Raw genomic sequence first — 19179 nt, forward strand, 5'->3', positions numbered from 1 at the left:
TCTGAATATATGAATCGTCAGCGTGCTCTTTTTGCGATTCATATCGCTGCAGTATTGTTCGGGCTTACCGGCATCTTCGGCGAACTGATCGCCGCCGACGCCATGGTCATCACCGCCGGACGGGCCTGCTTTGCGGTGATTGCGCTGTTTGCGGTCATCCGCTACCGAGGCGCGTCCGTCATGCAGGGCATGAACCGGCGCAACATGGCCATTCTGGCGATTGCGGGCGCCATGCTGGCCGTGCACTGGGTCACTTTTTTCATTGCCGTGAAAATCGGCGGCGTTGCCATCGCCACGCTGGGTTTCGCCAGTTTCCCGGCTTTCATCACACTGGGCGAGTATTTTTTCCTGAAGGAAAGGATCAGCCGCAGCGAATGGCTGATTTTGCTGCTGGTGACTCTGGGCCTGGTGCTGGTCACCCCTTCGTTCAACTTCCAGGATGATGCCACCATCGGGCTGGCATGGGCGGTGCTGTCGGGTTTTGCCTTTGCCCTATTTACGCTGATCAACCGGCGCGCCGCGGCGCACATCCCCGCGCAGCAGGTGGCCTGCTGGGAAAATCTGTTTGTCGCCCTGTTGACCCTGCCGTTTTCCATTCCCGCCGTCACCCAGTTGGGCGCCATAGACTGGCTATGGCTGGCCTTGCTGGGTGTGCTCTGCACAGCGCTGTCGCACTATCTGCTGGTATCCAGCCTGATGGTCCTGAAGGCGCGCAGCGCCGGCATTGTCATTGCGCTGGAGCCCATCTATGCCATTTTCTTTGCGGCGGTGCTGTTTGCCCAGTACCCGTCGATGCGGGCGGTGCTGGGCGGCATCCTGATGATAGGCGCCATCGTCTGGTCGGGCCTGCGCAAGGCTGACAGAAAGCCAGCCTGAGCACGCCCGCCGGTTCGGACCGCTACCCGCCGCGCGCGACCTGGTCGGCCACGGCCTGGCCCACCTCTTTCGTGCTCGCCGTGCCGCCCATGTCGGGCGTGCGCGGGCCGTTTTCCAGCACCGTTTCGATGGCCTTGACGACGTCGCCGGCGGCCTGCGGATAACCCAGGAAATCCAGCATCATCGCCCCGCTCCAGATTTGGCCGATAGGGTTGGCGATGCCTTTGCCGTAGATATCGGGCGCCGAACCATGCACGGGTTCGAACAGCGACGGAAACTTGCGCTCGGGATTCAGGTTGGCCGAGGGCGCGATGCCTATCGTCCCGGTGCAGGCAGGCCCCAGGTCGGACAGGATATCGCCAAACAGGTTGGACGCCACCACAACATCGAAGGTATCGGGCCGCTGCACGAAATGCGCGCACAGGATGTCGATGTGGAATTTGTCCCAGCGCACATCCGGATACTGCTTGCCGACTTCGGCCACCCTTTTGTCCCACCACGGCATCGAGATGGAAATGCCATTGGATTTGGTCGCGGCCGTCAGGTGCTTGCCGCGCTTCCGGGCCAGTTCGTAGGCGAACTTCAGCACGCGATCGGCGCCAATACGGGTAAAGACGCTTTCCTGGATGACCACTTCGCGCTCGGTGCCCTCGAAAAGAATGCCGCCGCTGTTGGAATACTCGCCTTCGGTGTTCTCGCGGACGATGAAAAAATCGATATCGCCCGGCTTGCGATCGGCCAGCGGCGATTTCACCCCGGGCATCAGGCGTACAGGGCGCAGGTTGATGTACTGATCGAATTCGCGCCGGAACTTGAACAGCGACTCCCACAACACGACATGATCCGGCGCGATGTCGGGCCACCCGATCGCGCCGAAATAAATCGCTTCGTGCCCGCCTATGCGCTCTTTCCAGTCCTCGGGCATCATGCGCCCGTGCTGCGCGTAATAGTCGGAACTCCAGTCCAGCACGTCCCATTCCAGGCCGATGCGGTGGCGCGCCGCGGCGGCCTCGAGAACTCGCACGCCCTCGGGCATGACTTCCTTACCAATTCCATCGCCCGCGATCACGGCAATCTTGTGGGGGTCAGACATGTACACTCCTGTTTCGTCTCAGTATCAATAAATCAAATTCATGCAGGCGGCCGCAGCGGGACGCAGGCTACTTGCGCTGGCTGCCTATCAGCGAACCCAGCACGCCTCGCAGCAAACGCGTAGCTGTGCTGCGCACGGCGCTTTTGACGGCGGACTGCACCACGCCGTCGCGCCGGCCGCCGCGCGGCCCGGTCGAGCCAAACAGAAAATCGTTCACGGTGCCCATCAGGCCCGCATCTTCGCCGGCCTGGCCGCCCTTGCCCTTGGCGTTGGCGGCCTCCGCCGCGGCGGCGCTGGCCCGCTTTTGCAGGACCTCGTACGCGGACTCGCGATCAATGGTTTGATCATACTTGCCGCCCAGCAAAGAGGCCGAGCGTATGGCCTGGCGTTCGGCCTCGCTGGCCGGACCGATACGGCTGCCGGGGGCAAGCATCCATACGCGTTCGGTCGGCGTCGGCCTGCCCTTGGCATCGAGCGTGGACACCAGCGCTTCCCCGACGCCCAGCTCGGTAATGGCTGCTTCGATATCCAGGCCCGGGTTGGGACGCATGGTTTGCGCCGCGGTCTTGACCGCCTTCTGGTCCCGGGGCGTGAAGGCACGCAGGGCGTGCTGAACGCGGTTGCCCAACTGACCCAATACCGTATCGGGAATGTCCAGCGGGTTCTGCGTCACGAAATACACACCCACGCCCTTGGACCGCACCAGCCTGACGACCTGCTCTATTTTCTCGAGCAAGGCCTTGGGCGCATCGTGAAAGAGCAGGTGGGCCTCGTCAAAAAAGAACACGAGCTTGGGCTTTTCAGGGTCGCCGACTTCCGGCAGGCCTTCATACAGGTCGGCCAGCATCCACAGCAAGAACACGGCGTACAGGCGGGGGGATTGCATGAGCTTGTCGGCGGCCAAAATATTGACCATGCCCCGCCCTTTATCGTCGACCCGTATCCAGTCGAAGATATCCAGCATGGGTTCGCCGAAAAACTGCTCGGCCCCCTGCGACTCCAGGCGCAGCAAACTGCGCTGTATGGCACCGATGGAGGCCGACGAGACGTTGCCATAGCGCGTGCGCAGCTCCGCCGAGCGGCTGGCGACGTCTTGCAGCATGGCACGCAGGTCTTTCAGGTCGAGCAGCAGGTGGCCTTCGTCGTCGGCCACCTTGAACACCACATTCAGCACGCCTTCCTGCGTGTCGTTCAGCTCGAGCATGCGGGCCAGCAACAAGGGCCCCATATCGGACACCGTCGCGCGGACCGGATGGCCCTGCTCGCCGAAAATATCCCAGAACACCACCGGGCTGCCGCCCCAGGTCGGTTCGGGCAGCCCCAGCTTGCTCAGGCGCTCCTGTAGCTTGGGGTTGGGCGCGGCCGCCTGCGAGATGCCGCTCAGGTCGCCTTTGGCATCGGCCATGAAGACCGGCGTGCCTATGCGCGAAAAGGCCTCCGCAAGCACTTGCAGCGTGACGGTCTTGCCGGTGCCGGTCGCCCCGGTGATGCAACCGTGCCGGTTGGCAAGCTGGGGCAGCAGCGTCGATTCCGACTGGGCATTTTTTGCAATGACAATGGGTTCGGCCATTTTTCTTCCATCCCGCGTAGAGGCTCAAAGGGAAGCCCAAGTGTAATTCGATGCTTCCCCGGCTGCACGCGTTAAAATGACCCTCTTTAGCTTCAGCTTCATTATTCGGAATTATTGATACCTATATGGCCGGACACAGTAAATGGGCGAATATCCAGCACCGAAAAGGTCGCCAAGATGCCAAGCGAGGCAAGCTCTGGACAAAAATCATTCGTGAAATCACCGTTGCCGCGCGCGCCGGCGGCCCCGACCCCGATACCAACCCGCGCCTGCGCCTTGCGTGGGACAAGGGCACAGCCGCCAATATGCCCAAAGACAACATCCAGCGTGCCATTCAGCGCGGCGCCGGGGGTGTCGATGACTCCAACTATGAAGAAATCCGCTACGAAGGCTATGGTGTGGGCGGCGCGGCCGTCATTGTCGATTGCATGACCGATAATCGCATGCGCACCGTCGCCGAAGTGCGGCACGCGCTCAGCAAGCACGGCGGCAACCTGGGGCAGGAAGGCTCCGTGGCCTTCATGTTCAAGCACTGCGGCCAGTTCCTGTTTGCGCCCGGCACGTCGGAAGAAGCGGTGATGGAAGCCGCCCTGGAAGCCGGCGCGGAAGACATCCAGACGGACGAAGAAGGCATGATCGAGGTCATTTCCGCCCCCAGCGACTACGCGGCGGTCAAAACCGCCTTCGAGCAGGCGTCCCTGGAGCCCGAGGTACAGGGTATTGTCATGAAAGCCCTGAGCGAAACCGAACTGGCCGGCGACGATGCCGTGAAAATGCAGAAAATGCTGGATATGCTCGAAGGCCTGGACGACGTCCAGGAGGTCTACACCACCGCGACCTTCGACGAATCCGACGACGCCCAAGAGTAGCCTCTTTTTTTATATAAACTCGCCTAACAGCGCTCAATAGCCCATATCATGAAACTACTCGTAATCGGCGGCGGTGGCCGAGAACACGCACTGGCCTGGCGCCTGGCGCAATCCCCGCGCATCCAGACGGTGTACGTGGCACCCGGCAACGGGGGAACCGCCCTGGCCAGCAACATGAAAAACGTGCCGATCAGCGCTATCGACGACCTGATCGCCTTCGCAAAACAGGAAAAAATCGCCTACACCGTGGTCGGGCCCGAAGCCCCCCTGGCGGCGGGCGTGGTCGATGCCTTCCGGGCCGCCGGCCTGAAAATCTTCGGTCCGACGCAACAGGCGGCCCAATTGGAAAGCTCCAAGGACTATGCCAAGGCATTCATGGTGCGCCACCATATTCCCACGGCCGCCTACCAGACCTTTACCGACCCGGCCCAGGCCAAGGACTACATTACGCAGCAAGGCGCGCCGATCGTCGTGAAAGCCGACGGCCTGGCGGCCGGCAAAGGCGTGGTGGTGGCCATGGACCAGGCCGAGGCGCACGGCGCGATCGACATGATGCTGGGCGATGGCTCGTTCGGCGCGGCGGGCGCGCGCGTCGTCGTGGAAGAATACCTGTCGGGGGAAGAAGCCAGCTTTATCGTCATGTGCGATGGCCAGCACGTGCTGGCGCTGGCCACCAGCCAGGATCACAAGCGCCTGAAAGACCAGGACCAGGGCCCCAATACCGGCGGCATGGGGGCGTATTCGCCCGCGCCGGTGATCACGCCCGCCCTGCATAACCGCATTATGCGCGAAGTGATCAACCCCACCCTGTCGGGCATGGCCAAAGACGGCATCCCCTACACCGGCTTCCTGTATGCCGGCCTGATGATAGGCAGCGGCCCGGATGCCACCCGTTCGCTCAAGGTGCTTGAATTCAACTGCCGGATGGGAGACCCCGAAACGCAGCCCATCATGATGCGCATCAAGAACGACCTGACCGGCGTGTTCGAGCTGGCCGTGAACGGCCGCCTGGATCAGGCCAGTATCGACTGGGATCGCCGCACCGCGCTGGGCGTGGTCCTGGCGGCCAAGGACTACCCCGGCACGCCCCGAACCGGCGATGTCATCAGCAGCCTGCCGGAAGACACCCAGGAATGCGTGGTATTCCATGCAGGCACCACCCTGGATGACGGCGTCCTGAAGACATCCGGCGGACGCGTACTGTGCGTCACCGTGCTGGCCGACTCGGTCAAGCGCGCCCAGGCAACGGCCTACGCCGCCATTGCGCAGACGCATTTCGATGGTCAACAATACCGCAGGGACATCGGCTGGCGCGCCCTGCCCGGAGGTTCTGCATGACGGTACCCATCGCTGCCGCCTACGACTATTTTCTGGATTTGCAGGCGCGCATCGTGTCCGCCCTGGAAGAAGCCGATGGCACGGGCTTCCAGACTGACCAGTGGACGCGCGACGAGGGCGGCGGCGGCATTTCGCGCTACCTCGAGGGCGGCCCCCTGTTCGAGCGGGCCGGCGTGCTGTTCAGCCATGTGCAGGGCAAAACCCTGCCCCCATCGGCCAGCGCGCATCGCAAGGAGCTGGCCGGCAGGCCCTGGGAAGCCATGGGCGTATCCATGGTGCTGCATCCGCGCAATCCTTATATTCCCACCGTCCACATGAATGTGCGCCTGTTCGTCGCCCACGCGGCGCAAGAAGGCGCCGACGACGATGTATTCTGGTTCGGCGGCGGCCTGGACCTTACCCCCTGCTACGCGTTCGAAGACGACGCCCGCCACTTTCACCAGGTCTGCCACGATGCCCTGGCGCCTTTCGGCGCCGACAAATACCCCGCGTACAAGAAATGGTGCGATGAATATTTCTATCTGAAGCACCGCAATGAAACCCGCGGCGTGGGCGGACTTTTCTTCGACGATCTGAACGAGCAAGGATTCGACCACAGTTTTGCCCTGACCCGTTCCGTGGGCGACTGCTTCCTGGATGCCTACCTGCCTATCGTCGACAAACGCCGCGGCATGGAATACACCGACAGGCAGCGCGACTTCCAGGCCTACCGGCGCGGGCGTTATGTGGAGTTCAACCTGGTCTTCGACCGGGGCACGCTCTTTGGCCTGCAATCGGGAGGCCGTACCGAATCCATCCTGCTGTCGATGCCGCCGATGGCGGCCTGGCGCTATTGCTGGAGCCCCAGGGAAGACAGCCCCGAAGCGGCGCTGTCCGCATTTCTGAAACCGCGGGAATGGCTGTAAAGACAGGCCTGCTCGGCGGGAGCTTCGACCCCATCCACTTGGCCCACATCGGCCTGGCGCGGACGGCATGGCAGTCCTTGGGGCTGGCCGGCGTAGAGCTGATTCCCGCAGCCAATCCATGGCAGCGCGAGCCCCTGTCCGCCAGCAGCGCCGACCGGCTGGCCATGCTCGATATCGCCATACGCGAGCACCCCTATCTACGCGTCAACCCTATCGAAATAGAACGCGGCGGGGCAACCTACACCATCGATACACTGCGCCAGTTGCCTGCCGGCCCGGAATATTACTGGATACTGGGGGCCGATCAGCTGGAAAATTTCTGCTCCTGGGAATCCTGGCAGGAAATTACCTGCCTGGCCCATTTGGCGGTCGCGCAACGGCCCGGCGCCGTCCTGCAGGCTCCTGCCCAATTGAACGAACAATTGGCCGGCATCGGCCGCACGCTGATCAGCCTGCCTTTCCCGCCCTCGCCCGTATCGGCGACCCAGATCCGGCAGCGCCTGGCCGCGGGCGCGTCCACCCAGGGCATGCTGGATGTTGCTGTCGAGCAATATATTCAACAAAATGGGCTGTATCGCGCCCCTGCCGCCTAACGTCTCACGGTATAGTCACACCATGGATATTCAAAAACTACAACGCTTGGTCATCGACGCGCTTGAAGACGTCAAGGCGCAAGACATCAAGATCTTCAATACCACGCACATTACCGGGCTTTTCGACCGCGTGGTCATCGCCAGCGGCTCGTCGAACAGGCAGACCCGCGCCATTGCCTCAAGCGTGGCGGATGCGGCGCGCGAACACAAGATTCCCATCATCGCCTACGAAGGCGACGACACCGGCGAGTGGGTACTCATCGACCTGGGCGACATCGTGGTCCACTGCATGCAGCCCATGGTCCGGCAGTATTACAACCTGGAAGAAATCTGGGGCGGAAAACCCGTGCGCGCCAAGCTGCTGCCGCAATCGACCCTGCCCAGTGTCCCCGAGTCCTACGACTTCGACAACGACTGATTCCAGGCGCGGCCCATGAAACTGATCGTCATAGCCGTAGGAATGCGCATGCCGAATTGGGTCGAAACCGCCTGGCAGGATTACGCAAAGCGGCTGCCGGCCGACTGCCAGCTTGAATTGAAAGAGATCAAGCCCGAACCCCGTACGTCGGGCAAGACCGCCGCGCAAATGATGCAGGCCGAAGCCAAGCGCATCGAGGCCGCCATTCCGGCCCAGGCCCTGCGCATCGCGCTGGACGAACACGGCAAGGACATCAATACCATGGGGCTGGCCGGCGAACTGGAAAAATGGCGCGGCGGCGGGCATGATGTGGCCTTTCTGGTCGGCGGGCCCGACGGGCTGGACGCGGCGCTGAAGCAAGGCTGCCAAGGCAAGCTGCGGCTCTCGTCGCTGACCTTGCCCCACCCCATGGTCCGCGTCGTGCTGGCTGAACAACTGTACAGGGCCTGGGCTATCATGACAGGCCATCCCTACCACCGTGCCTAATCCCCTATAGCGTATCCGACATGACCAAACGCCGCACCAAAATCGTAGCGACCCTGGGGCCCGCCAGCTCCAGCCCCGAAAAAATCGAACAGCTGATTCTGGCAGGCATGGATGTCGCGCGCCTGAATTTTTCACACGGCAATCCGGACGACCATCGCCAACGCGCCAAGCTGATTCGCGTCATCTCTGAAAAGCTTGGCCGGTACGTCGCCATCATGGGCGACCTGCAAGGCCCCAAGATCCGGATCGCGCGCTTCAAGAACGACAAGGTGGTCCTGAATATTGGCCAGGCCTTTACCTTGTCGAAAGCGCACCCCGCCGATGCGGGCGATGAAACCATCGTCGGCATCGACTACCCCAGCCTTGTGCAAGACTGCCACCCCGGCGACGAGCTGCTGCTGGACGACGGCCGCGTCGTGCTGCAGGTCGAGCACGTGGAAGAGCACGCGGTGCATACCGTGGTGACCGTAGGCGGCCCCCTGTCGAACAACAAAGGCATCAATCGGCGCGGCGGCGGTATTTCGGCCCCCAGCCTGACCGATAAAGACCGCGAAGACATCAAACTGGCGGCGGAACTCGATATGGATTACGTGGCGGTGTCGTTTCCCCGCTATGGCAGCGACATCCAGGAGGCCCGCAAGCTGGTCCAGGAGGCCGGCAGCAAGGCCTGGATCATCGCCAAGATAGAGCGCGCCGAAGCGGTGGCCGATGACCGCGCGCTGGACGCCATCATCAAGGTCAGCGACGGCGTCATGGTGGCGCGCGGCGATCTGGGCGTCGAGGTCGGCGACGCCCGCCTGGTCGGCATCCAGAAACGCATCATCCAGCATGCGCGGACGCACAACAAGGTCGTCATCACCGCCACGCAAATGATGGAGTCCATGATCAGCAACCCCATGCCCACGCGGGCCGAGGTTTCCGACGTGGCCAATGCCGTGCTGGACTATACCGACGCGGTCATGCTGTCGGCGGAAAGCGCGTCGGGGCAGTATCCGGTGGAAGCCGTCGCGGCCATGGCCCGGGTGTGCGTGGGCGCCGAGAAGGAGCCCACCACCACCCGCTCGCAGCATCGCCTGGGCGAGACATTCACCCGCTGCGATGAAACCATTGCGCTGGCCACCATGTACGCCGCCAATCACTTTCCTGGCATCAAGGCCATCATCAGCCTGACGGAAAGCGGGCATACCCCTTTGATCATGTCGCGTATACGCTCGGGCGTGCCCATTTACTGCTATACGCGCCACCCCGGCACGCAACGGCGCGCCGCCATGTTCCGTGGGGTTTATACGGTGCCCTTCGATGCCGCCAAGATCGACCCCGCGCTGGTCAGCGACAAGGCTATCGAAAAACTGAAAGAGCAATCCTTGCTCAAGAAAGGCGATTGGATCATTCTTACCAAGGGTGATTTCTACAGCAACAGCGGCGGCACCAACGGCATGAAGATACTGAAGGTCAAGTGAAGCCGGCAAGATGAAGCTGCCTTTTATCTACCTGGCTTCGGCCAGCCCGCGGCGCCATGACATCCTGCTGCAAATGGGCGTCCGGCACGAAGTGCTGAACGTTCCCGCAGCGCCCGGCGAAGACGAGCCGCGCCTGCCCGGCGAGGCGCCGGAAATTTATGTGCGCCGCACCGCTCGCGAAAAGGCCTTGCGCGCACGACAGTGGCTGGCGCAGCAGGCCGCCGCAGCGGACGCTGCCATACAACCGGATGTGCCGATTCTGGCCGCCGATACCACCGTTATCCTGGATGGCGACATCCTGGGCAAACCGGCCGACGCCGACGAGGCGCGCGGCATGCTGCACAGGCTGTCCGGCCGCACGCATGCGGTGCATACCGCCATCGTGCTGGCCCACGGAAACGCCCTGCTCGAAGACGTTTCGATCACCGAAGTACAGTTCAATGTGCTGACGGGTGCCGAGATCGACGCGTATTGCGCCAGCGGCGAGCCCATGGGCAAGGCGGGCGCCTACGGCATACAAGGCATGGCGGGCCTTTTCGTGGCGCATATTTCAGGCAGCTATACCGGGGTGATGGGGCTGCCTGTTTTCGAGACGGGGCGGCTGCTGCGAACCGCAGCGCCCGCCGCTTGAAACCGCATTCGCTTATTTCTGCGCCTGGGGATCCGCCCTGCCGACCGGGCTGCCGTCGTCCGGACCGCCGCCGAAGGACTTGCGCACGCGTTTCCAGATAAAGGGCACCAGGGGCCAGAACAACATGATCAGCGCCAGGGTGGTAATGGTGCCGACCAAGCCGTTGGACCAGAACACATGCAGGCCTGTTCCCGGGCCGAGCATGGACTGCCGGAACGCATCTTCCATGCGATCGCCCAGCACCAGCGCCAGGATCATGGGGGCAAGCGGATACGACAGCTTCTTCAGCACATAGCCTATCATGCCGAACAACAGCATGAACCAGACGTCCAGCATCGCATTATTGACCGAGTAGGCGCCGATGGCGCACACAACGATGATGATGGGCGCCACGATGGCAAACGGTATGCGCAGAATGGCTGCAAACAAAGGCACTGTGCTCAGCACAATAATCAGGCCGACGAAATTGCCCAGATACATGCTGGCGATCAGGCCCCAGACGAACTCCTTCTGCTCCACAAACAGCAACGGACCGGGCTGCAAGCCCCATATCATCAGGCCGCCCAGCAGGACCGCCGCGGTGGCCGAACCGGGTATGCCCAGTGCAAGCATGGGCAGCAAGGCCGAGGTGCCCGACGCATGCGCCGCTGTTTCAGGCGCGATCACGCCTTCGATCTCGCCCGTGCCGAACTTTGGACCATTGCGCGAAAAACGCTGCGCCAAGCCATAGCCCATGAATGAAGCAGCCGTGGCGCCGCCCGGCGTCACACCCATCCAGCAGCCCACCACGGTGCTGCGGATCAATGTCATCCAGTATTTCGGCATTTCCTTCCAGGTCTGGAATACGACCTTGAGGTTGATCTTGCCGCTCTTGCCTTCGAACTTGAGCCCCTCTTCCATGCTGACCAGGATTTCGCCGATGCCGAACAGGCCGATCACCACCACCAGGAAATCGATGCCGCGCAGCAGCTCCGACCAGCCAAAGGTCATGCGCAGCCCGCCGCTGACCGTATCCATGCCGATCGCCGCCAGCCCAAAGCCTATCATCATGGAGATAATGGTCTTGAATGGCGTTTTCTTGTCGGTGCCCACAAAGCTGCAGAAGGTCAGCAGGAACACCGCAAAGAACTCGGGCGGACCAAAGCGCAGGGCGAACCGCGACACCAAGGGCGCCAGAAAGGTGATCAGCAGCACCCCCGACAGGGCGCCGAAGAAAGAGCCGGTAAACGAAGCGGTCAGCGCATTGCCCGCCCGGCCCTGCTGGGCCAGCGGATAGCCATCGAAGGTCGTGGCCACCGATGACGTTTCCCCTGGAATATTGAAAAGAATGGACGTAATCGCCCCGGCGAACAGCGAGCCCCAATAAATGCAGGACAGCATGATGATGGCCGAGGTGGGCGGCATGGTGAAGGTCAGCGGCAGCAGTATCGCCACCCCGTTGGGCCCGCCCAGCCCGGGCAGCACCCCGATGATGACGCCCAGCACCAGGCCGATAAACATCATGAGCAGGTTATACCAGCTCATGACTGTGGCAAAGCCATGAAATAGCGAGTTCAGTTCATCCACTTGAATTCTCCTGCTGTGGGTTTCAGTAGCCAAACAGGGCTTCGAGCGGCCCTTTCGGCAGGGGTACCATGAACTGAACCTCGAACATCCAGAACAGCAGCACGTTGACGCCAATGCTGATCAGCACCGTCTTGAGCCAGGCAATTTTTCCCAGCAGCCGCATGAAGGCGGCGATGAACAGCGCCGAGGCCACGTAAATCCCCAGGAACTGGATCACCAACACGTAGAAAGCGGTGGGCAACAGCACCAACAGCACCAGCCGGAATCGATCCCAGCTCACGAAGATCTCCCGATTGCGATGTTTGCCGAACACCGCCTTCAGAAAGACCGCCACGCTGGCGATGCAGATGATGAGGCCGATATGAAACGGAAAATAGCCCGACTCTGGCCCGTCGACCGCCCATGAAACACCGATGCGATAGTTGTCCACCATCATGACCACGCCGGCAATGAAAAACACCACGGCGGTAATGGCATCGACGGCGCTATGCGACAGCCCGCCTCCCGGCGGGCTGTCCTGTGTTTGCTGATGATCCATCCTGGCTCCTTGGGATTATTTCTTTGCGGCCAGGCCGGCCTCTTCCATCAGCGACTTGTGATTGGCCTCATCCTGCTCCAGGAACTTCACAAAGTCGTCGCCGGTCCGGTAGTCGCCTTTCAAAGCCTGCTTGGCCAGGTAGTCTTTCCATTCCGGTGTTTCGCTGACCTTCTTGATCAGGTCGGCGTAGTAGGCAGCCTGCTCGGCCGTGGTGTCGGGCGGCAGGAAAAAGGCGCGCAGCATCTGGTATTGAACGTCGTAGCCCGCTTCCTTGCAGGTGGGGATGTCGGACCAGGCCTGGTCCTTGGTGACCTTGTCCGTATAAACCATGCGCTCATCCGAGAACACGCACAAGGCGGTGACCTGGCCCGCGCGCCATTGGGCGATGTTCTCGCTGGGATTGTTCACGTTGGAATCCGTATGCTTGCCCACCAGCTGCGTGGCGGCCTCACCCCCGCTTTTGTAGGGTACGTAGGTGAACTTCACGCCGGCCGCCTTTTCCAGTGCGACGGTAATGATCTGGTCCTCGCGCTTGGCGCCGGTCCCCCCCATCTTGAACTTCCCGGGCGGCTCGGCCTTGACCGCATTCAGATAGTCGGCTGCCGTCTTGTAGGGGGCTTCGGCATTCGTCCATAGCAAAAATTCGTCTTGCGCGATCATGGCAACCGGATTCAAGTCTTTCCAGTTGAAGGGCAGATTGACAGCGATGGGCAAGGTATAGATGGCTGAAAAGGCCACCATCAACTTATGCGGGTTCTTGGGCGAGCTCTTGGTGTCCATGATGCCCTCGGCCCCGCTGGCGCCGCCCTTGTTCAGCACCAGCGTGGACTGCTTCATGAGCTTGTGCTTGAGGATAATGCTTTGAATCGTGCGCGCCATCTGGTCTGATGCCCCGCCCGCACCGGCAGGGACGATGATCTCGACCGAGCGAGTGGGCTCCCATGCCTGGGCGGGCAAGGCGGTCAAACCCGCCAAGACAGCCAGCGATGACAATAAATAGGATTTTCTTGACAGCCTGTGAGTCAGATGTTTCATGTGTATCTCCTCCGGGTAGTGCTGCTGAAACGTCCGATAGCCGAACGCCTGTTTTCGAGCCTTCCTGTCTGTCCTGCGAGTCCCTTCTAGCGTGGACTTCATGTACCGCCGTACTGCTTGAATGAACGTTTTTTACTCAGCCGGGATGCGCCTGGCTGGTTTGCGCCAGGTAATCCAGCGCCGCCTGCACGCCGCCTTTGTTGTGCGGCACGCCCGCCTTCTGCAAACCCATTTCCACGCCGGACAGGGTGCCGCATAAGGTCAGGTCATTGAAGTCGCCCAGATGGCCGATGCGGAATACCTTGTCCGATAACTTGCTAAGGCCTTGTCCAAGCGACATATCGAAGTTCGTCAGTATGGTCTTGCGCAAGGCGTCTGCGCTGTGGCCTTCGGGCATGAGCACCGCGGTGAGCGCGGGGCTGTACTCATCGGGCTTAAGGCAAAGCACCTCGAGCCCCCAGGTACGCACCGCCCGCCGGGTGGCCTCGCCATGCCGCTGGTGCCGGGCAAAGACATTCTCCAGCCCTTCGGCAAACAGCATGTCCAGCGCCTCGTGCAGACCATAAAGCAGATTGGTAGCCGGCGTATAGGGAAAATAGCCGCGCGGATTGATCGCCAGCATCTCTTTCCAGTCCCAGTATGAGCGTGGCAAGGCGGCAGTCTCGGAAGCCGCCAGGGCCTTGGCGCTGAAAGCGTTGAATGCCAAGCCCGGCGGCAGCATCAAGCCCTTTTGCGAGCCCGCGACCGTGACATCCACACCCCATTCGTCGTGCCGGTAGTCGACCGAACCCAGCGAGGAAATCGTATCCACCATCAGCAAGGCCGGGTGGCCTGCGGCATCGATGGCCTGGCGCACGGCGGCCACGTTGCTGGTGACCCCGGTCGCCGTCTCGTTATGGACGACGCACACCGCCTTGATCTGGTGTTGCGTATCAGCGGCCAGGCGCGCGCCGATTTGTTCGGGATCGGCGCCATGGCGCCAATCGCCTTCTTGAAACTCGACCTGCAGCCCCAGCCTTTCAGCCATTTTCTTCCACAGCGTCGCGAAATGGCCTGTTTCCGCCATCAATACTTTATCGCCCGGCGACAAGGTATTGACCAACGCCGCTTCCCAGGCGCCGGTACCGGAGGCAGGATAAATCACCACATTGGCATCGGTCTTGAATACCTTCTTCATCCCCGCCAGTACTGCTTTCCCCAATTCCCCGAACTCCGGCCCGCGGTGGTCAATCGTGACATTATCGATGGCGCGCAAGACCCGGTCGGGCACGTTGGTCGGGCCGGGAATCTGTAGAAAATGACGGCCGGACGGATGCGAATGCAGGGGAATCATGGGTGCGCTCCTGATTATTTGGTATACAAAATACAAACATTGATGAATAATACGCAGTAAAACCAGGTTTCCGCAAGCGGAATTTATGCGGCACCACAGCATTTCCGGCATGGGGAAAAAGAAAGTAAAGGTTAGAATAGGCAGGCTTCTTCAATTGTGATGGGCGTGACCAGGGGTGTAAATTGCGGACCTCACGGTATTACGTCATTCTTGGTATACCAAATGAAAATCGACCCAGTCAGCCAAACAAACCAAATCGCTGCGCCGGCAAGCCTTCCCGCCTACCAGACCGAGGCGGTCGATCGGCGCACCCTGCCGACGACCGTTGCGGAGCGCCTGCGCGAAATGATCATTGAAGGCGAGCTTGCCGCGGGTACGCGCCTGAATGAACGCACGCTGTGCGATCGCCTGCAAGTATCGCGCACCCCCTTGCGCGAAGCGTTCCGGCTGCTTTCCGCCGATGGCCTGGTGCGCATCCAGCCCAACCGGGGCGCGCAAGTGGCCGCCCTGTCTGAAAAAGATATCCGTGAAAGCTTCGAAGTCATGGGCGCGCTGGAGGCCTTGTCGGGCGAACTTGCCTGTCAACGCATCAGCGACCAGGAGATTGCCGAGATCAAGGCCCTGACCTTTGAAATGCAGGCCTGCCATGCCAGGCAGGATCTTTCCTCTTACTACCACGTCAATCGCGCCATCCATGACCGCATCAACGCCGCGGGCCACAACGAGTTGCTGTCGCAGGTCTACAAGAACATCAACCTGCGCCTGCAGAACCTCAGGTTCCGCTCGAACTTGAATCACGACAAATGGGACAAGGCCATGCGCGAGCACCTGGACATGGCCGATGCGCTGGCTTCGCGCGACGGCCAGCGGCTTGCCGGCATCATGCGGACGCATTTACTGCGCAAATGCGAAGCTGTCCTAGAAAACCTGAAGCATGCTGCCAACCCACCCGCTGGCAATCCGTGATGATTTGACGCCAGACCCGACCCAGGAGCCCCGATGAACGCGCCCTTACCCAAGCAAGCACTCGCCGAGCTGAGTCCCTTGCACCTTGAGCTGGCCACTCGCCTGAACGAGCACACTCAGGGCGAGGTTCTGTTTGACCGGGGCGCGCGCGGGCGCTATTCCACCGACGCTTCCATCTACCAGATCGAGCCGGTGGGCGTACTGCTGCCCAGAACAGGCAATGACGTGGCGGCTGCGCTGGGCATATGCCGCGAACTGTCCGTGCCGGTACTGGCGCGAGGCGGCGGCACCTCGCAATGCGGCCAGACCGTCGGCGCCGCGCTGGTCATCGACAACAGCAAGTATCTGAACCGCGTCATCGACCTCGACCTCGGCAACATGACCGTCACGGTCGAGCCGGGCATCGTGCTGGATCACCTGAATGCCTGGCTCAAGCCGCATGGCGTCTGGTTTCCGGTCGATGTCAGCACCGCCGCGCAGTGCACTTTGGGAGGCATGGCGGGCAACAATTCCTGCGGCTCACGCTCCATCGCCTACGGCAACATGGTCCATAACGTGGTCAGCATCGACGCGATGCTGCTGGACGGCACCACCGCCAGCTTCTGTGAAGAAAGCCAAATGCGCGATGCGCCGCCGCGCGTGCAGGCCATCATGGCGCGCCTGCGCGAGATCGCCGAACGCGAGCGGAACGAAATCGAACGCGCGGTACCGGCCGTCATGCGCCGGGTGGGCGGCTACAACCTGGATATATTCCACCCGCAGAGCCCGCGCCCGTACACAGCCGACGGCCGGATCAACCTGGCCCATATGCTGGTCGGCAGCGAAGGCACACTGGCCTACACGCGGCAAATGACACTCAAGCTGTCGCCGCTGCCGGCAGCCAAGGCGCTGGGCGTCGTCAACTTCCCCACCTTCTACCAGGCCATGGACATGACCCGCCACATCGTGGAGCTCAGTCCCTGTGCGGTCGAGCTGGTGGACAGGACGATGATAGACCTGGCGCGCGGCAATCCGGCCTTTCGCCCCGTGATCGACAAGGCGCTTATCGGCGAGCCCGAAGCCATTCTGCTGGTCGAGTTTGCAGGCGAGTCATCGGCTGAACAAGTGGCCAGCCTGGCGAAGCTGGTTGCGCTGATGGGCGACCTGGGCTTGCCGGGGTCTGTCGTGGAAATGCCGGATGCGTCAGCCCAGAAGGCACTTTGGGAAGTCCGCAAGGCCGGACTCAACATCATGATGAGCATGCGCGGCGACGGCAAGCCGGTTTCATTCATCGAAGACTGTGCCGTACCGCTTGAACACCTGGCCGAATACACCAGCCAATTGACCGACGTCTTTGCCAAGCACGGCACCAAAGGCACTTGGTACGCCCACGCATCGGTGGGCACCCTGCATGTGCGCCCCATACTGGACATGCGCAACGACGGCGCCCGAAAAATGCGAGCCATCGCCGAAGAAGCCGGCGCGCTGGTGCGGCGCTACAAAGGCGCTTTCTCGGGGGAGCACGGCGATGGATTGGTGCGCAGCGAATGGGTGGCCTGGCAGTTCGGCCCCCGGTTGACACGCGCTTTCGAAGAAATCAAAGACGCCTTCGATCCCGACCGGCTCATGAACCCGGGCAAGATCGTGCGCAGCAGCAAAATGGATGATGCCTCGTTGTTCAGATTCAAGCCGGGTTATCGCAGCATCGAGATCAAGCCCGCGCTGGACTGGTCGGCCTGGAATGTGAATAGCGATCCCGCCACAGAAACCGTCAGCGCGCCGGGCACGGGCGGCGACCCGGCCCAAGGGCTGGCCAAAGCGGTGGAGATGTGCAACAACAACGGCCATTGCCGCAAGTTCGATGCGGGCACCATGTGCCCCAGCTATCGTGTCACGCGCGATGAGCAGCACCTGACACGCGGCCGGGCCAACACCTTGCGCCTGGCACTATCGGGCCAACTGGGGCCAGACGCCTTCACGTCAGACGAAATGCGCGCCACCATGGAGTTGTGCGTCAGCTGCAAAGGCTGTAAACGCGATTGCCCCACCGGCGTCGATATGGCCAAGATGAAAATAGAGTTCCTGAATCAATGGCAACAGAAACGGGGACTGGCCTTGAAGGACAGGCTGATCGCCACCCTGCCGCGCTGGGCCCCTTGGGCGGCGCGCATGCCCCTGCTGTTCAATCTGCGTAACCATATTCCCGGCGCCGCCCGCTTGACGGAAAAATGGCTGGGATTTTCCGCCCAACGATCATTGCCCGCCTGGCGGCGCGACACCTTTCTAGGCGACCCCACTACGCGGAGGCGGGAAGGCGACAGCCGGCCTGCCGCCATCAGCGGCGGCTCACCCTCTCCGGACACGGCAGAAGTGGTGCTGTTTGCGGACACGTTCAACAACTATTTCGAGCCTGAAAATCTTCATGCTGCAAGACAAGTGCTGCAGGCCGCCGGCTACAAGATCCATATTGCCCGGCCCGCTGAAACCGATGCGCAGGCCAAGCGTCCTTTGTGCTGCGGCCGAACCTATCTGTCCGCCGGGCTGGTCGACCAAGCCAAGGCCGAAGCGCGCCGCGTTATTGCGGCGCTGCTTCCCTTTGTCGAACGCGGCGTCCCCGTCATCGGGCTCGAGCCTTCCTGTCTGCTGACCTTGCGCGACGAGTTTCTGGTCATGGGATTGGGCCGGGAAGCCGAAGCTCTGGCAGCGCAAGCCTATTTGTTTGAAGAGTTTCTGGCGCACGAGCTCAAGGCAGGCCGGCTGCAGCTTCCGCTGAAGCCTTTACCCGAAAAACGGGCGCTCCTGCATGGCCACTGCCACCAGAAAGCCTTTGATGCCGTCAAGCCCGTGCAGCAGATACTGGCACTGATCCCCGAACTGAAGGTGGAGCTGGTCGAGTCCAGTTGTTGCGGGATGGCGGGCAGCTTTGGCTATGAGGCGAGCCACTACGAAACGTCGATGAAAATGGCCGAGCTGTCTTTGTTGCCGGCGCTACGGGCGGCGGACGACGACACTCTGCTGGTTGCTGACGGCACGAGCTGCCGCCATCAGATCGCCGACGGGCTGGCCGGTCGCAGCGCCCAACACGTGGCGCGTGTACTGCAGCGCGCGCTGGCCTGATTTTTACTCGACTTATGATCCGCCTTGTTTGGTGGCTAGGCGGCGCGGTACGTACTGTTTAACTTGCGCGGCACCTCCGGCGGTGCCGTCAAGGCAAGCAGGCGGCTTGCGGGTCAAGACGGCAGGCGGCGCAGGCGTTGATGCGCTGCACCTTATGCGGCGCGCAAACAAAAACCCCCCATCCTGTTTGGGGATGGGGGGTTTTCTTACTGAATAAGAGCCTGACGATGACCTACTTTCACAGACGTACGTCCACTATCATCGGCGCAAAGGCGTTTCACGGTCCTGTTCGGGATGGGAAGGAGTGGGACCACCTTGCTATGGTCGTCAAGCGTAACCGGTTGCCGCGCCCAGGCCCGAGATAAACGGGACTGCACACAGCCAATCTGGGAAGAAGCACCGCGCC

Annotated in this window: 17 protein-coding genes and 1 rRNA gene; 11 read left to right on the forward strand and 7 right to left on the reverse strand. The window is 61.7% G+C overall.

Annotated elements, in window-relative coordinates:
* Positions 1–9 precede the first annotated feature (9 nt).
* On the forward strand, positions 10–876 hold the full coding sequence (locus tag RE432_RS16520) for a DMT family transporter (RefSeq protein ID WP_310934618.1): 867 nt from the start codon (positions 10–12) through the stop codon (positions 874–876).
* A gap of 22 nt (positions 877–898) precedes the next feature.
* Here the strand turns inward: RE432_RS16520 and RE432_RS16525 are convergent, their stop codons facing one another.
* Together RE432_RS16525 and RE432_RS16530 are read right to left on the reverse strand one after the other, a co-directional pair.
* Complete coding sequence (locus RE432_RS16525) at positions 899–1969, reverse strand: tartrate dehydrogenase (protein WP_310934620.1); 1071 nt, start codon at positions 1967–1969, stop codon at positions 899–901.
* A 67-nt stretch (positions 1970–2036) separates the two neighbouring features.
* A complete protein-coding gene (locus RE432_RS16530) occupies positions 2037–3539 on the reverse strand; it encodes a DUF853 domain-containing protein (protein ID WP_310934621.1) in 1503 nt (500 codons plus the stop codon).
* A gap of 125 nt (positions 3540–3664) precedes the next feature.
* On the opposite strand from RE432_RS16530, the gene RE432_RS16535 reads away from it, so the two are divergent.
* From RE432_RS16535 to RE432_RS16570, 8 genes are read left to right on the forward strand one after another with little or no spacing between them, the layout of a single operon-like run.
* A complete protein-coding gene (locus RE432_RS16535) occupies positions 3665–4408 on the forward strand; it encodes a YebC/PmpR family DNA-binding transcriptional regulator (RefSeq protein ID WP_310934622.1) in 744 nt (247 codons plus the stop codon).
* Positions 4409–4456: 48 nt separating this feature from the next.
* Positions 4457–5746, forward strand: a complete 1290-nt coding sequence (purD, locus tag RE432_RS16540; protein WP_310934623.1) for a phosphoribosylamine--glycine ligase — start codon at positions 4457–4459, stop codon at positions 5744–5746.
* On the forward strand, positions 5743–6651 hold the full coding sequence (gene hemF, locus RE432_RS16545) for an oxygen-dependent coproporphyrinogen oxidase (RefSeq protein WP_310934624.1): 909 nt from the start codon (positions 5743–5745) through the stop codon (positions 6649–6651). The genes purD and hemF overlap by 4 nt, the downstream gene beginning before the upstream one ends.
* A complete protein-coding gene (gene nadD / locus RE432_RS16550) occupies positions 6642–7244 on the forward strand; it encodes a nicotinate (nicotinamide) nucleotide adenylyltransferase (RefSeq protein ID WP_310934625.1) in 603 nt (200 codons plus the stop codon). The genes hemF and nadD overlap by 10 nt, the downstream gene beginning before the upstream one ends.
* Positions 7245–7266: 22 nt before the next feature.
* Entirely contained in the window at positions 7267–7662 is a 396-nt protein-coding gene (rsfS, locus tag RE432_RS16555; RefSeq protein WP_310934626.1) for a ribosome silencing factor, read from the forward strand.
* 15 nt (positions 7663–7677) lie between these two features.
* A complete protein-coding gene (gene rlmH, locus RE432_RS16560) occupies positions 7678–8148 on the forward strand; it encodes a 23S rRNA (pseudouridine(1915)-N(3))-methyltransferase RlmH (protein WP_310934627.1) in 471 nt (156 codons plus the stop codon).
* Positions 8149–8168: 20 nt separating this feature from the next.
* The gene (pyk, locus tag RE432_RS16565) at positions 8169–9608 is read left to right on the forward strand and encodes a pyruvate kinase (protein WP_310934629.1); all 1440 of its coding nucleotides are present in this window, start codon (positions 8169–8171) and stop codon (positions 9606–9608) included.
* 10 nt (positions 9609–9618) lie between these two features.
* Entirely contained in the window at positions 9619–10239 is a 621-nt protein-coding gene (locus RE432_RS16570; RefSeq protein ID WP_310934630.1) for a Maf family protein, read from the forward strand.
* Positions 10240–10251: 12 nt separating this feature from the next.
* Here the strand turns inward: RE432_RS16570 and RE432_RS16575 are convergent, their stop codons facing one another.
* The 4 genes from RE432_RS16575 to RE432_RS16590 all read right to left on the reverse strand — a co-directional run bounded on the left by RE432_RS16575 (position 10252) and on the right by RE432_RS16590 (position 14711).
* On the reverse strand, positions 10252–11805 hold the full coding sequence (locus RE432_RS16575; RefSeq protein WP_310934631.1) for a tripartite tricarboxylate transporter permease: 1554 nt from the start codon (positions 11803–11805) through the stop codon (positions 10252–10254).
* A gap of 22 nt (positions 11806–11827) precedes the next feature.
* Positions 11828–12343 (reverse strand): tripartite tricarboxylate transporter TctB family protein, encoded by a 516-nt coding sequence (locus RE432_RS16580; RefSeq protein ID WP_310934632.1) that lies wholly within the window; start codon positions 12341–12343, stop codon positions 11828–11830.
* Between the two features lie 15 nt (positions 12344–12358).
* Entirely contained in the window at positions 12359–13378 is a 1020-nt protein-coding gene (locus RE432_RS16585) for a tripartite tricarboxylate transporter substrate binding protein (RefSeq protein ID WP_310934633.1), read from the reverse strand.
* A gap of 136 nt (positions 13379–13514) precedes the next feature.
* Positions 13515–14711, reverse strand: coding sequence for an aminotransferase class V-fold PLP-dependent enzyme (locus tag RE432_RS16590; protein ID WP_310934634.1), 1197 nt, complete (start codon positions 14709–14711; stop codon positions 13515–13517).
* Between the two features lie 222 nt (positions 14712–14933).
* Here RE432_RS16590 and RE432_RS16595 point away from each other — a divergent pair, with 222 nt between their 5' ends.
* Both RE432_RS16595 and RE432_RS16600 read left to right on the forward strand, forming a co-directional pair.
* A complete protein-coding gene (locus tag RE432_RS16595; protein ID WP_310934635.1) occupies positions 14934–15677 on the forward strand; it encodes a GntR family transcriptional regulator in 744 nt (247 codons plus the stop codon).
* A gap of 33 nt (positions 15678–15710) precedes the next feature.
* Positions 15711–18773, forward strand: coding sequence for an FAD-linked oxidase C-terminal domain-containing protein (locus RE432_RS16600; RefSeq protein WP_310934636.1), 3063 nt, complete (start codon positions 15711–15713; stop codon positions 18771–18773).
* A gap of 219 nt (positions 18774–18992) precedes the next feature.
* Here RE432_RS16600 and rrf read toward each other — a convergent pair.
* Positions 18993–19105, reverse strand: a 5S ribosomal RNA gene (gene rrf, locus RE432_RS16605).
* Positions 19106–19179 lie beyond the last annotated feature (74 nt).

It is taken from the genome of Pusillimonas sp. SM2304, from assembly GCF_031628915.1.
Classification (GTDB): domain Bacteria; phylum Pseudomonadota; class Gammaproteobacteria; order Burkholderiales; family Burkholderiaceae_B; genus Pusillimonas_C.

Coding starts and splice junctions, on each gene's coding strand:
- RE432_RS16520 (WP_310934618.1), top strand. CDS start 10: ATGAATCGTCAGCGTGCTCTTTTTGCGATTCATATCGCTGCAGTATTG.
- RE432_RS16525 (WP_310934620.1), bottom strand. CDS start 1,969: ATGTCTGACCCCCACAAGATTGCCGTGATCGCGGGCGATGGAATTGGT.
- RE432_RS16530 (WP_310934621.1), bottom strand. CDS start 3,539: ATGGCCGAACCCATTGTCATTGCAAAAAATGCCCAGTCGGAATCGACG.
- RE432_RS16535 (WP_310934622.1), top strand. CDS start 3,665: ATGGCCGGACACAGTAAATGGGCGAATATCCAGCACCGAAAAGGTCGC.
- purD (WP_310934623.1), top strand. CDS start 4,457: ATGAAACTACTCGTAATCGGCGGCGGTGGCCGAGAACACGCACTGGCC.
- hemF (WP_310934624.1), top strand. CDS start 5,743: ATGACGGTACCCATCGCTGCCGCCTACGACTATTTTCTGGATTTGCAG.
- nadD (WP_310934625.1), top strand. CDS start 6,642: ATGGCTGTAAAGACAGGCCTGCTCGGCGGGAGCTTCGACCCCATCCAC.
- rsfS (WP_310934626.1), top strand. CDS start 7,267: ATGGATATTCAAAAACTACAACGCTTGGTCATCGACGCGCTTGAAGAC.
- rlmH (WP_310934627.1), top strand. CDS start 7,678: ATGAAACTGATCGTCATAGCCGTAGGAATGCGCATGCCGAATTGGGTC.
- pyk (WP_310934629.1), top strand. CDS start 8,169: ATGACCAAACGCCGCACCAAAATCGTAGCGACCCTGGGGCCCGCCAGC.
- RE432_RS16570 (WP_310934630.1), top strand. CDS start 9,619: ATGAAGCTGCCTTTTATCTACCTGGCTTCGGCCAGCCCGCGGCGCCAT.
- RE432_RS16580 (WP_310934632.1), bottom strand. CDS start 12,343: ATGGATCATCAGCAAACACAGGACAGCCCGCCGGGAGGCGGGCTGTCG.
- RE432_RS16585 (WP_310934633.1), bottom strand. CDS start 13,378: ATGAAACATCTGACTCACAGGCTGTCAAGAAAATCCTATTTATTGTCA.
- RE432_RS16590 (WP_310934634.1), bottom strand. CDS start 14,711: ATGATTCCCCTGCATTCGCATCCGTCCGGCCGTCATTTTCTACAGATT.
- RE432_RS16595 (WP_310934635.1), top strand. CDS start 14,934: ATGAAAATCGACCCAGTCAGCCAAACAAACCAAATCGCTGCGCCGGCA.
- RE432_RS16600 (WP_310934636.1), top strand. CDS start 15,711: ATGAACGCGCCCTTACCCAAGCAAGCACTCGCCGAGCTGAGTCCCTTG.